11 protein-coding genes are annotated in these 12,415 nt (G+C 67.1%); 9 read left to right on the top strand and 2 right to left on the bottom strand.

What is annotated here, in order from left to right; translation table 11 throughout:
* From ACE3P0_RS20865 to ACE3P0_RS20840, 6 genes are all read left to right on the top strand, one after another.
* The coding region (locus tag ACE3P0_RS20865; RefSeq protein WP_374404732.1) for an ATP-binding cassette domain-containing protein at window positions 1-1,010 on the top strand (1,010 nt) is incomplete at its 5' end.
* A 2-nt stretch (window positions 1,011-1,012) separates the two neighbouring features.
* Entirely contained in the window at window positions 1,013-2,866 is a 1,854-nt protein-coding gene (asnB, locus tag ACE3P0_RS20860; protein ID WP_374404731.1) for an asparagine synthase (glutamine-hydrolyzing), read from the top strand.
* The gene (locus ACE3P0_RS20855; protein ID WP_374404730.1) at window positions 2,859-3,983 is read left to right on the top strand and encodes a glycosyltransferase family 9 protein; all 1,125 of its coding nucleotides are present in this window, start codon (window positions 2,859-2,861) and stop codon (window positions 3,981-3,983) included. The genes asnB and ACE3P0_RS20855 overlap by 8 nt, the downstream gene beginning before the upstream one ends.
* Window positions 3,980-5,335: a hypothetical protein gene (locus ACE3P0_RS20850; RefSeq protein WP_374404729.1), complete on the top strand. Its 1,356-nt coding sequence runs from the start codon at window positions 3,980-3,982 to the stop codon at window positions 5,333-5,335. The genes ACE3P0_RS20855 and ACE3P0_RS20850 overlap by 4 nt, the downstream gene beginning before the upstream one ends.
* Window positions 5,332-6,402, top strand: coding sequence for a glycosyltransferase family 9 protein (locus ACE3P0_RS20845; RefSeq protein WP_374404728.1), 1,071 nt, complete (start codon window positions 5,332-5,334; stop codon window positions 6,400-6,402). Before ACE3P0_RS20850 ends, ACE3P0_RS20845 begins: the two co-directional genes overlap by 4 nt.
* Window positions 6,399-7,439, top strand: a complete 1,041-nt coding sequence (locus tag ACE3P0_RS20840) for a glycosyltransferase family 9 protein (protein WP_374404727.1) — start codon at window positions 6,399-6,401, stop codon at window positions 7,437-7,439. The genes ACE3P0_RS20845 and ACE3P0_RS20840 overlap by 4 nt, the downstream gene beginning before the upstream one ends.
* 16 nt (window positions 7,440-7,455) lie before the next feature.
* Here the strand turns inward: ACE3P0_RS20840 and gluQRS are convergent, their stop codons facing one another.
* Window positions 7,456-8,406: a tRNA glutamyl-Q(34) synthetase GluQRS gene (gluQRS, locus tag ACE3P0_RS20835; RefSeq protein WP_374404726.1), complete on the bottom strand. Its 951-nt coding sequence runs from the start codon at window positions 8,404-8,406 to the stop codon at window positions 7,456-7,458.
* A 56-nt stretch (window positions 8,407-8,462) separates the two neighbouring features.
* On the opposite strand from gluQRS, the gene ACE3P0_RS20830 reads away from it, so the two are divergent.
* Both ACE3P0_RS20830 and ACE3P0_RS20825 read left to right on the top strand, forming a co-directional pair.
* Window positions 8,463-10,346, top strand: a complete 1,884-nt coding sequence (locus ACE3P0_RS20830) for a diguanylate cyclase domain-containing protein (protein ID WP_374404724.1) — start codon at window positions 8,463-8,465, stop codon at window positions 10,344-10,346.
* A 144-nt stretch (window positions 10,347-10,490) separates the two neighbouring features.
* Window positions 10,491-10,844 (top strand): hypothetical protein, encoded by a 354-nt coding sequence (locus ACE3P0_RS20825; RefSeq protein WP_374404723.1) that lies wholly within the window; start codon window positions 10,491-10,493, stop codon window positions 10,842-10,844.
* A 265-nt stretch (window positions 10,845-11,109) separates the two neighbouring features.
* On the opposite strand, the gene ACE3P0_RS20820 is transcribed toward ACE3P0_RS20825, so the two are convergent.
* Window positions 11,110-11,340 (bottom strand): helix-turn-helix domain-containing protein, encoded by a 231-nt coding sequence (locus tag ACE3P0_RS20820; protein ID WP_103524200.1) that lies wholly within the window; start codon window positions 11,338-11,340, stop codon window positions 11,110-11,112.
* Between the two features lie 108 nt (window positions 11,341-11,448).
* On the opposite strand from ACE3P0_RS20820, the gene ACE3P0_RS20815 reads away from it, so the two are divergent.
* Window positions 11,449-12,415 (top strand): hypothetical protein (locus tag ACE3P0_RS20815; protein WP_374404722.1); only part of this gene is annotated, 967 nt, incomplete at its 3' end.

The raw sequence follows: 12,415 nt of genomic DNA, 5'->3' as shown, positions 1-12,415 counted from the left end.
TACAAACGCTGGCCGCCATCGGTATCGGCAGCATCATTGCCGCTGCGCTGTGGCAGGGCCAGAAGGGCGGACTCACGGTGGGCGAGTTCAACGCTTTCATCGTCGCGATCGCGCAACTGGTGCCGGCGATGAAGCGCCTGACCGATGTAAACGCCCCGTTGCAGCGTGGGCTGGCTTCAGCCGAGAGCGTGTTCGAACTGATCGACGCCGACACCGAATCGGATACCGGCACCCGCGAACTGGGCCAGGCCCGCGGTGAGGTGCGCTTCGAGCAGGTGCGCTTCCGCTACCCCGGCGCCGCGCGCGACGCGCTGGACGGCATCGACCTCGAGATCCACCCTGGCGAGATGGTCGCGCTGGTTGGCCAGAGCGGCAGCGGCAAGACCACCATCGCGAATCTGCTGCCGCGCTTCTACCCGGTCAGCGGCGGCCGCATCCTGCTCGACAACGTCCCGGTCGAGGATGTGCGGCTGGAAAGCCTGCGCACCAACATCGCGCTGGTGAGTCAGGAGGTCGTGCTGTTCAACGACTCAGTGGCCAACAACATCGCCTACGGTTCGATGAGCGGCGCCACGCGTGCGGAGATCGAAGCTGCCGCGAAGGCCGCCAACGCCTACGACTTCATCATGCAGATGCCGAACGGTTTCGATACCGAGATCGGCGAGCGTGGCACCAAACTCTCAGGCGGCCAGCGCCAGCGCCTTGCGATTGCACGTGCGCTGCTGAAGAACGCCCCGCTGCTGATTCTCGACGAAGCCACCTCGGCGCTGGACACCGAAAGCGAACGCGCCGTGCAGACGGCCCTGGATGCGCTGATGAGCGGCCGCACGACGCTAGTGATCGCACACCGCTTGTCGACGATCGAGCGCGCTGACCGCATCGTGGTGATGGATCGCGGGCAAATCGCCGAAACCGGCACCCACGCCGAGCTGCTTGCGCGCAACGGGCTGTACGCCAACCTGTGGCGCATGCAGTTCCGGCAGGACGACGACGCCAGCGGAGCCGCCTGAGCATGTGCGGCATCGCCGGCTACTTCGGTACGCGGCCGCTCACTGGCAGCGCGGCGAAAGCCATGTTTGCCGCGATCGCGCGACGCGGCCCGGATGCGAACCACGCCGTGTGCTGGCGCGACGGCCTGCGCGGCAGCGAGCCCGCCGGTGCGCAGCGCGCGCTGATGCATGCGCGGCTGTCGATCCGCGATCCGCGCCCCGAGGCCGACCAGCCGATGGGCAATGCCGACGGCAGCCTGTGGATCTGCTACAACGGCGAAGTGTACGGTTGGGAGGACGAGCGCCGCGCGCTGGAGGCGCAAGGACCGGCCTTCCGCACCACCTCCGACACCGAATTCATCCTGCGTGGCTATGAGGCCTGGGGCATCGAAACGCTGCTGCCCAAGCTGCGCGGCATGTTCGCCTTCGTACTGCTCGACCTGCGCGCCGGCAAGCTGCATCTGGTGCGTGACCGCATGGGCCTCAAGCCGATGGTCTATCACCATGACGAAGCGAGCCGCACGCTCGCCTTCGGTTCGCTGGTGCGCAGCGTGCTGCCGGCGGTGCCCGCGGCCGAACGCGACTTCGACCCCGAGGGCATCGACGCTTACCTCGCGCATCGCACCATCCCCGCGCCGCGCACGGTGTTCCGCGCAATCCGGCGGCTGGAGAACGCCCACCGGCTGGAGTTCGATCTCGCAAGCGGCCGGCTGAGCAAGCACCGCTACTGGCAGCCCGCACCGAACGGCCGCGATCCGGCGGAAGTGCTGGACGAGGCGGTGCGCCTGCGCACCGTGGCCGATCGGCCGGTCGGCGTATTCCTGTCCGGCGGCATTGACTCCTCTGTCGTCGCGAGCCGGCTCGCAATGCAGGGCTACACCAACATCGAGAGCTTCACCGCTGGCTTTGACGACGCGGCGATGGACGAAAGCGCGCTCGCCGCGCAGATCGCCGCGTCGCTGGGTCTGCCCAACACCCGCATCGCCATGGCGAGCGATGTCTCGTGCGATTTCGAACAGGTCGTCGCCGACCTCGACGAGCCCTTTGCGGACCCCTCGGCCTTCCCGACCTGGGCGCTTGCGCGTGAGGTATCGAAGTCCGTCAAAGTGGTGCTGTGTGGTGATGGCGGCGACGAGATGTTTGCCGGCTACAAGCGCTACCGGCAACATCTGCGCTCCGCCTGGCGGCGCCATCTGCCGGCGGCCACGGCACTGCGCCCGGCCGGCAACGTGACGCCCGGCAAGGCCGAACGCCTGCGGCTGGAAGCGGCACTGACATGGCCGGACGCCTGGTCACTGCGCTTCTCCGGTTTCTCGGCCACCGAACGCGAAGGCCTGCAACCGATGCTCGGCCGCGTTCCCGCGCACCGCTGGCGTGCCGCTGAAGTGGCCGACACCGATCCGCTCGGCACGTTGCTGGAACTCGACCGCCTGAACTACCTGCCCGAGTACATCCTGCGCAAGGCGGATCTGACCACCATGGCGCACGGGCTCGAAGGCCGCGCACCGCTGATCGACCACGTCTTCGTCGAATCGCTCGCGGGCCTGCCGGGCGCACAGCGCTTCACGCAACCGGCCAAGGCCTGGCTCGCCGGCCGCTGCCCGCCCTGCCAGTCGCTGAGCCTGCTGACGATGAAGAAGCGCGGCTTCAACCCGCCGATCCGCGCGCTGGTGCGCGACGGCCTCGCCGCGCGCCTGCCGGGCTTCGGCGCTCGCCTCGCCCACGCCAGCGATGGCCAGCTCGACGCCGCGGCCCTCGAGCAATACGTCGCCGCCTGGCGCAAGGACGGCAGCCTGTCCGAAGGCCTGCTGCAGTTGCTGATGCTCGACGAGAGCCTGCGCCAGCTCGACCGCCTGCGGAGCGCCACCCATGGCTAGTCGCGGCATGGTGCGCGCCCTGACGGTGCTGAGCGCGCTGCCAACGGTGCTGCACAACCGCATCGCCCCTGCGAGCCACCACACACCGCAACGCATCCTGATCGCGCAGTTGCTGCTGCTGGGCGACACACTGATGCTCGCGCCGCTGATCGCGAAACTGCGTGCGCGCTACCCGGCCGCGCAGATCGTGCTGACCTGCCCGCCGGCCTTCCTGCCGCTGTTCGCGACGCGGCCATGGGGTGTCGAAGCACTCGGCTTCGACCTGCGCGACGCGACTGCGCTGTCGCGGCTGCGTGCCAGCGGCCCGTTCGACCTCGCCGTGGTGCCAGCCGACAACCGCTTCTCGTGGCTCGCGGCAGCGGCCGGCGCGCGGCGCATCGTTGCATTTGCCGGGGACGCGCGCTGGCGCAAGAACCTGCCGGTGACCGAATTCCGCCCGCTACCGCCCACCCCGACCGCCTTCGGCGACTTCGCTGCCACCTTGGTCGATGGCGATCCACCGCCGCCCTACCGCGTTGGTGATTGGCCCGCCCCCTCCGCACAAGCGTTCGACCGTCCGGCAGCCCCGTATGCCGTCATCCACCTCGGCGCCAGCAGCCCGCACAAGCTGTGGCCGGTCGAGCGCTGGCGCGAGGCGATTGAATGGCTGCAGGCACGCGGCCTGTGCGTCGTGCTGGCCTGCGGGCGCGGCGAAGACAAGCTGATAAACGAGGTCGACCCGGCGCAGCAGTGCCTGCGCTACGCCGGCACGCTGAACCTCGCGCAATACTGGGCATTGCTTTCCGACGCGCGCGTGCTGCTGTGTCCGGACACGGGTATCGCCCACCTCGCCCGTCTTGCCGGCACGCCGACCGTCGCGCTGTTCGGCCCCGGTTCGCCGGTGTTGTTTGGTGCCGGCGAGTTCTGGCGCAACATGCCTTATGTCGGGCTGTGGGAATCCGATATCCCCTGTCGCGACCAGCAAGCCGTGTTTGAGAAACCTCTGACGTGGGCGCGCCAGTGCTGGCGCACGCCGGCGCAATGCGGCAATCCGAAGTGCATCCGCGCGGTATCGTTCGATACCGCTCGCACAAACATTGAAACCCTGCTCGCTGACGGACATCGCGCTCACACATGACGGCCCCGGTTACAAAGCCTTCGACACTGCAGCGCAGCCTTGAAACCACAGGCCTCGCCGCTTTCGCGATGCTGTTGTTTCTATGGTCGGTGCCCGACGTCATTGCAGCGCGCAACGGGCTGCTCGCGCTGCTGCTGATACTGGTGCTTGCGGTCAAACCGGATTTGTCGCAGATCGCAGCCACCCTGCGGCAACGCAGCGTGGCAATTCCTCCGCTCGCGCTCACAGCTTGGATCGCGCTGCATTGCGCGGTATTCGCATGGAATCCGGGGCGCGCTTGGCATGAGGCCGAGCAGTGGTTCAAGGCGGTGCCGATCTTCGTGCTGGGCACGGCAATCGGTCTGAGCCCGCGCTGGCGCACACCGGCCGGACGTATGTCAGCCTGGGGCGGCGCGGCGGTGCTGACCTACCTGATCTACCTCGCGTTTCAGGTCGTGTACAAGCCTTGGGATCTACAGGCGCCAGCAGGGCAGATACTGCTCCAGACGACACGAATCGGCTCGCGCGATCTGGCGAGCTACCTCGGTACAGCCCTGATCGGACTGCAACTGGCCGACCTCGTCGCGCATTCCGCGCGGGGTCGCGGGTTCCTGAATGGCCCCGTCTGGCTGCGAGTGCTCGGCCTGTTGGCCGCAACGGTGCTGACGGTCGCAACGATGACTCGCAATGCACTGCCGGTCTTGATGTTGCTCGGCACCGTGGCGGCGGCAAGCTTTGTCTCCACTCGCCCGCGTCAGACCCGCTCGCGCGCAATCGCACTGGTCAGTCTTGCAACGGTGTTGCTGGCGAGTGGTATCGCAATCAATGTGAAGAACGACGAACGCTGGGCGCGTTTCGCAAGCTCGGTCGCAATCGGCCTCGATATCGAACACCAGAAGGCTTGGCTCGCTCAGGAGCAAACCCCGCTGCCGCTGAACGCGCAGGGTCTGCCGGTCGACGATTCGGCCTACATGCGCACCGCGTGGATGAAAGGGCTGCTGACCGAAATCGCGCGGCACCCGCTCGGCGTCGGATACGACCGAAACGCGTTCGGCAATGCCTTGCGCGCGGACTACGGCAAGTGGGTCACGACCGGCCATGGCCACGCAGGCGTATTCGATTTCACGATCGGTGTCGGCATCCCGGGCGGTCTGCTGCTGCTTGCCTTCTTTGTCGCGCTGGCGGCAGCCGGTTTGCGCCGCTGGCGCGAGGATCGCGATGCCGCCGGCCTTGCCTTGCTGCTGTTCGTACTGTCCTACGCAAGCCGCGCCTTCATCGACGGCATCGTGCGCGACCACATGCTGGAGCAGTTCATGCTCCTCGCCGGCGTGCTGCTGGCGCTCGCCCACTCCAACAAGGCCTCACAGGCATGAAGAGCATCCTCGTCATCCGCCGCGACAATATCGGCGACCTCGTCTGCACCACGCCGCTGATTCACGCCTTGCGCGTCCGCTATCCGGATGCCCGCATCGATGCGCTGGTCACCAGCTACAACCTGCCCGTGGTGTCGCGCAATCCCGATCTGGATGAGGTGTTTGCCTACACCAAGACGCACCACCGCGTACGCGGCAGCGAATCGGCGCTGGGCGTGCTGTGGAAGCGCGCGCGGCTGATGTACCGCCTGCGGCGGCGCCACTATGACTGCGTGGTGCTCGCCAACTGTGGCTGCATGCCACGCCCGGTGCGGCTCGCCCGCCTGATCCAGCCCAAGCATGTGCTGGGCTTCACCGAGGCAGGCAAGCCCTGGGCACGGCATATCGACATGGGGGTCGCGATCGACCGCCGCGCGGAGCACGAGGTCGAGGAGTTGTTCCGCCTGCTCGCCCCGCTGGACATCACCGGCGCCGCCGGGCCGCTGGTCGTCAACGCCGATGCCGAGGCGGTTGCCGCTGCGGCGCGCAGCCTGCGCCAGCAGCGCTGGTCGCGCGCGCGCCCCACGCTGGCGGTGCACATCAGCGCGCGACTACCGAGCCAACGCTGGCCCGCGCAGCACTTCATCGACACGCTGAAGGCGCTGGGCGAGCGCGGCGAGCTGCAATTCATGCTCTTCTGGTCGCCCGGCGACGAGAACAACCCGATGCACCCGGGAGACGACGGCAAGGCGCAAGAGATCATTGCCGCCCTCGGCGCCGATTTCCCCTTGCTGCCCTGGCCGAGCGGCAGCCTCGATGAGTTGATGGCGGGTCTTTCGGTGTGCGACGGCATGCTGTGCAGCGATGGCGGTGCGATGCACCTGGGCGCCTCGCTGGGCCTGCCGATCGCGGCGCTGTTCGGCAAATCGGATGCGACGCGCTGGCACCCCTGGGGCGTAGCGCATGAAATCCTGCAACCGGCGAGTCTCGAAGTGGCGGATGTGACCGCAGCGGATGCCTTGGTCGCGCTGGCGCGGCTGCGCCCGGCAATCGACGCACGGGCGCGCACGCGTGGTGTGCTGAAATGACACCGCGCAGCATCCTCGTTGTACGCCGCGACAACATCGGCGACCTGGTCTGCACGACGCCGGCGATCGCAGCCCTGCGGCGGGCCTTCCCCGATGCGCGCCTGGCCGCGCTGGTGAATTCCTACAACGCCGACGTGCTGGCCGGCAATCCGGACCTCGACGCGGTCTACGCCTACACCAAGCTCAAGCACCGTGATGCAGGCCAGAGCGCGCTCGGCGCCGTGTGGGCGCGCGCCAAACTGCTGCACACCATCCGCCGCGAGCGTTTCGACGTCGCGATCCTCGGCAAGTCGTCGTGGGACAAGCACGGCCTGCGTCTGGCGCGGCAATGCGGCGTCGCGCGCACGATCGGCTTCGCGAGCCCCGACAGCCGCGCCCGCCAGCCCGACACCGCCTTACCTCAGCCTGATCCGCTGATCCACGAGGTGGAGGCAGTGGCGCAGTTGCTGGTGCCGCTGGGCGTGAAGAGCGCAGCGGGGCCTTTGCAGGTGTTCGCCGATGCCGCGCTTGCCGCACAGGCCGAGGCGCGCTTTGCAGTGCTGGGCAAACGTCCGCGTCTGGCGCTCCACCTCTCGGCGCGCGAAGCGACCCGCCGCTGGCCGGCCGAGCGCTGGATCATGCTCGCGCACGCCGCGGCCTATGCCGGCTGGGGCATCGTGCTGTTCTGGTCACCGGGCGCCGAGAACGACCCGCGCCATCCGGGTGACGATGCCTTTGCGGCCGAGATCGCAGCCGCACTCGAACAGATCCCCTTCGTGGCCTGCCCGACATACGGCCTGCGCGAGCTCGTCGCCGCCTTCTCGCGCTGCCATGCCTTCGTCGGCGCCGACGGCGGTGCGCTGCATCTGGCCGCCGCATCCGGGCTGCCGATGGTCGCGCTGTTCGAGAACTCGCCACTGAAGACGAAGCACTGGTATCCGTGGCAGGTCGCGCATGAACTGCTGTGCGGCCCCGAAGCCACCGTCGCCGGCATCGCGCCGGAGCGCGCGATCCTCGCGCTGAGCAAGCTGCCCAAGCGCGAGCTGCCGGCACGCTAGCCTCCCCTGTATTTCGTCAGGCGCGCTGCACCGCGCTCCACGCTGGCGCGGGCGCCATTGCGTTACGCGGCAGGCGCGGACGTGCCCAGTGCGCGAGCCCCCAGTCGAGCTGCGCTCGCACCGGCGCGCCACGCAGATCCGCCGGCAGATCGTGGCCGAGGAAGGCAAACGCGTCGCTGAGCGCCAGCGGCGCCGGCTGTTCTGCGACGGCCAGCGCCAGCGTCTGCTTGGAGAGCTTCTCGCCCGCCTGATTGCCCGCCACCGGCAGATGCAGATAGTCTGGCTGCAGATAGCCGAGCAAACGCTGCAGGAAGAGCTGCCGCGGCGTTGAATCGAGCAGGTCGGCACCCCGCACGATCTCGTTCACGCCCTGCTCTGCGTCATCCACCACCACCGCCAGCTGGTAGGCCCACACGCCATCAGCGCGCAGCAGTACGAAATCACCGACCTCGCGCTCGATGTCCTCGCACACCCGCCCTTGTAGCGCATCGTCGAAACAGACCTGGCCCGGCGTCGTGCGCACCCGCCATGCGCGCGCGTCGCGGCCCGGCGGCAGGCCGGTGCGACAGGTGCCCGGATAACGCAACGCGCCGTCGCGGGCACGGAGCGTCGTCGAGTCAGCGATTTCCTTGCGCGAACAGGCACAGGGATAGGCCAGCCCGGACTCGCGCAGCCGATCCAGCACCGCCCGGTAGCGGTCACCACGCTGGCTCTGCCAGATGATCTCGCCATCCCATTCGAGGCCGAAGCGTGCGAGGTCGGCAATGATGGTGCGATCAGCACCGGGCACGATGCGCGGCGTATCGACATCCTCGATCCGCAGCAGCCAGCGCCCGCGGCGTGAGCGCGCGTCCAGCCAGCTACCGAGGGCTGCCACGAGCGAGCCGAAGTGGAGCGGACCGGTCGGCGAGGGTGCGAATCGGCCGACGGGCGTGATGGCAGGCGCAATCGGGTACAAGGCGGACATTTTCGTGCGATGCGGCAGACGGCATACTTCGGGGCCGGACTGTATCACCCCCAAGCATGAGCACCGACACCTCCTCGCCCGACACCCCTCTCGAACAGCGCCTGCTGATCGAGCGCGTCGCGCTGCTCGGCGAGAGCTGCCGCGTCGCGGCCCTGGCCGGTGCGCTCGCGGTGCTGGTGATGGCCGCGACACTGTGGACCACCGCCAGCGCGACGGCGACCGTCGCGTGGGCCGCGATCATGAGCGTCCTGGTGTTGTCGCAACTCGGCTTTCATCGCGCGATGTGCGCCGCCGATCTCAGCCCGGCGCGGGCCGAACGCCTGGAACAGCTCTACCACGCACGCAACGCGCTGACGGGGCTCGGCTGGGGCATCACGATCTTCTTCGTCGCTCGCCCTGAAGAACTCGCGAGCCTCGGTACCGTGATCCTGATCATCATGACGGTCGCGCTCGCGAGCGCCGGCACGCAGGCCGTCAGTCGCATGAGTTTCTTCACGATCGTGCTGCCGAGCCTCGCCCCACCGGTCGCCCTGTTGATGATCCAGCCGCCCCCGACCTTGCCGCTCGCCGGCTGGGGCCTGCTCGGCTATCTGCTGCTGCTCTTCGGCCTGCACGGCGCCTTCAACCGCATCCTCGTCGGCACGTTGCAACGCCGCCTTGAGAGTGAAGCGCTGGCGCGCGAACAGCAGGTGATCTTCGATACCGCAGCCGAGGCGATCGTGCTCGTGCGCGGGCCGCACATCGTCAAATGCAACCAGCGTTTCCTGGAACAGATGCGCTGCCCGGCCAAGGACGTGGTCGGCAGCCCGATGTGGATCTGGCACCTGAACGCGGACGACTGGTCGCATCACGGCGAAGCGGCGCTGCGCGCCTTCCACGAAGGGCGCCCTTACACCTATGTGGCGCCGATGCGGCGGCGCGATGGCAGCGCGTTCCGCGCCGAAATGACCGGCATGCCCGTGAGTGCCGCGCACCCCGCAGCCGGTGTCGTCTGGATGGGCTCCGACATCACCGAACGGCTGGAGACCGAAACCGCGCTGCGCATCAGCGAAGAGCGATTCCGGCGTCTCATCTCGATGTCCTCCGACCTGTACTGGGAGCAGGATGCCGAACTGCGCTTCACGCATCTCTCCGGCGCCGGCATGGAACGCATCGGCGCGGCGCTGCAGGACTGCATCGGCAAGCGGCGCTGGGAAGTCGGAAAAATCGAAGGCATCAGCCCGGAACAATGGACGAAGCACAAGGAGCAGCTTGCGGCCCATGAACCCTTCCGCGACCTGGTGTTCTACGTCACGCGCTCCGACGGCACCCGGCTGTGGTTTTCCACCAGCGGCAACCCGGTCTTCGACGAAGACGGCCACTTCGCCGGCTACCACGGCATTGCCAGCGACATCAGCGATCGCATGCGCAATGCCGAGCGCTATCGCCATCTCGCTTATCACGACCCACTGACCGGGCTGCCCAACCGGCGCCTGCTTGCCGACCGACTGGAACAGGCCATTGCGCAGGCCAAGCGCCGCGATGCGCTGGTCGGCCTGATGCTGCTTGATCTCGATGACTTCAAGATCATCAACGATTCGGATGGTCACGCCGTTGGCGACGCCGTGCTCGCAACCATCGCGCATCGCCTGCGACTCGCAGTGCGAGATTCGGACACCGTGGCGCGGGTTGGCGGAGACGAATTCGTCATCCTGCTGCCCGAGATCGACGGCCCCGAGGCCGCCGAGGCCGTCGCCACCAAGGTGCTCGACGCGGTGCGCGAGCCGGTGACCTCCGATCAACGAGACTATCTGCTCGGCGTGTCGATCGGCATCGCGCTGTTCCCGACCCACGCCGGCGCGGGCGAATCGCTGATGCAGCGTGCCGACGCGGCGATGTACCGCGCCAAGACGCTCGGCGGCCGCGCCGCCGTGTTCGCCAACCCGCAAGAACTCAACTGAACTGACGCGCTCAAGCGCCGCCAAGCACCGATTCGGGTGGCCGCACACGTCGCGGTGAAACGTCGCCTTCTGCGAACACGCGCTCGAAGCTCATCACGCCACCGAATCGGGATACCCTTTGGCTTTTGCATCAGGAGGCCTTCAGTGCCGCAATTGCCCAGTGGCCGACGCATCGGCCTGTCTGCAGACAGCGTGTTCGAAAGGTTGCTCGCGGGCGACCCGGAGATCCTCGACCAGCTCCGCACGCAAGTACACGACCCGCGGGATTTGCTGCCGCTGATCGATCTGATCGAGTTCATCCCGACCGTCGGCGCAAAAGAGCCCGGCGTGCCCAACGCCACCGGCCTGGTCGCCGCAGACATGGGGACGGAGCGCTGCAGCTGGTCGCAGGCAGATCAGAACGCGCTGAGTAGCTGGCTCGCCTCCGCTGCTGCGGAGGAATGGCTGGAAGATCGATTCGACGAACTCGAAGCCGCACTCGACGACGAGGAAGACTGAATCGTCAGCGTCATACACCCGACGCACGGCTCGGCAATCACCAACGCGCCGTCCAGCCCAAAAGAAAAGCCCCGCAGGCGATCGGCCTTGCGGGGCTTTTCTTTCGCTTCGCGCTCTTCGCGCAAAGCGGCCGCTTAGACGTTAAAGTGAAAGATGGCCTTGGAAGTGCCATTTTTACTGGGTCTCGGCGCGGTTTGGCTCATTCCGTAGTCACTTCCGTATACATTTTTTGCGGACATCCCCGTTCGGGTGGCCTCACCCGTGTTCACTTGGTCTGCTCCGCCAAGAGATCAAGCACGTCGGTCTCCAGGATCGCGCCCAGCTTGCACAGGACCAGCAGGGACGGGTTGCCTACAGCGCGCTCGATCTGACTTACGTAGGTGCGATCCACATCCGCGCTCAGGGCGAGCGCCTCCTGCGACAAGCCACGCTTGCCCCGGAAGTCTTTCATGTTGCGCGCCAAGTCCTGACGCACTTGCTCGTAGTCTCGTCCCATCAACGCCGAGCATGGGCGTCATGAGACCTTTAATCCACGGACTATATTCGACAATGTCGAATATAGTCTTCATAATCAGCTCAACTTGGGATCAAAGGGAGCAGCAGGATGAGCGGAGTCTGCTTTCGGATGCTGGCCGGGCTGGCCGTTGTGATGACCGTGACCGGCTGTGTCACGACACAGCCGCAGGCTGACGGCTCGACCAAGGTTCACCTCTCCCTGGGTGGCGTATCCAAAGCCAGCCAAAGCAACGCAGCACTGCCTCCCGCTACCGAGGCTCGCCCAGCAGTTGTTGCCAATCCCGCAAATCCAGATCAAAGCGCGTCGCCCGGCGCTCCCGGCATCCGTGCAACAGCGCTGGCAGGCGTCTTCAGCAAGCACCCCTACGACGGAACGCCCAAGACCTACTTCCCCCGCGTGGCTGTCACGGTCACGGACTGGTCTCGCAACGACTGCTGGATCGGCACGGCCACGATCTGGTGGAGCAAGAGCAAGTCCGAAGCGGTGCCCGTTTTCTCGGTGTGCTGGGGGCAATCCGTGGGCTTTGCGGTCAACAATGCGGCCAACCTGCACCTCTTCATGCAGCAGATGGCGGTCGAGCACAGCGGCAACGTGCGCACGACCGGTCCCAAGCCGCCCATGCTGTCCATCCCCGACCGGCAGCCGATCAGCGAGCGGCAGCAGCTCGCCTTCCAGGGGTTTGTCCAGCAGCTGGTGCTCGACACCGGATGGCAGCCGGGCGCACCGACCAATCTCTGGTTGGTAGGGTATGACGCCAACGCGGTCATCAAGCCAACCGTGCCTCCTGCCTCCAGCAACGGAGCGTCGCAGCCCGTGGACGCCAAGACCAAGGCGCAGCTCGAACAGGCGCTGAGCTGCACTGCCATCGGTCCACGATTTGAACTGGCTGAGTCGCTGCTCAAGCAGTCGGGATGGAATCCCGATCAAGGCGTCACGCCGGTCACGCTCGCCGAGCCCGTCAAGGTCTATGGGTTCAGCGTCCGCAAGGTGGCGGTGTCACGTGACGGTGGTGAGCAAACCTACCGCAGCTACTTGCCCGGCCTCACGGTCCACC

The sequence above is a fragment of the Niveibacterium sp. genome, assembly GCF_041909475.1.
Classification (GTDB): Bacteria; Pseudomonadota; Gammaproteobacteria; order Burkholderiales; family Rhodocyclaceae; genus Niveibacterium.
This window is presented reverse-complemented; position numbering and strand designations above follow the sequence as displayed.

Excerpts from the sequence above, each read along its gene's own strand:
- ACE3P0_RS20820 (WP_103524200.1), bottom strand. The coding sequence starts at position 11,340 with ATGGGACGAGACTACGAGCAAGTGCGTCAGGACTTGGCGCGCAACATG.
- ACE3P0_RS20845 (WP_374404728.1), top strand. The coding sequence starts at position 5,332 with ATGAAGAGCATCCTCGTCATCCGCCGCGACAATATCGGCGACCTCGTC.
- asnB (WP_374404731.1), top strand. The coding sequence starts at position 1,013 with ATGTGCGGCATCGCCGGCTACTTCGGTACGCGGCCGCTCACTGGCAGC.
- ACE3P0_RS20850 (WP_374404729.1), top strand. The coding sequence starts at position 3,980 with ATGACGGCCCCGGTTACAAAGCCTTCGACACTGCAGCGCAGCCTTGAA.
- ACE3P0_RS20830 (WP_374404724.1), top strand. The coding sequence starts at position 8,463 with ATGAGCACCGACACCTCCTCGCCCGACACCCCTCTCGAACAGCGCCTG.
- ACE3P0_RS20855 (WP_374404730.1), top strand. The coding sequence starts at position 2,859 with ATGGCTAGTCGCGGCATGGTGCGCGCCCTGACGGTGCTGAGCGCGCTG.
- gluQRS (WP_374404726.1), bottom strand. The coding sequence starts at position 8,406 with ATGTCCGCCTTGTACCCGATTGCGCCTGCCATCACGCCCGTCGGCCGA.
- ACE3P0_RS20840 (WP_374404727.1), top strand. The coding sequence starts at position 6,399 with ATGACACCGCGCAGCATCCTCGTTGTACGCCGCGACAACATCGGCGAC.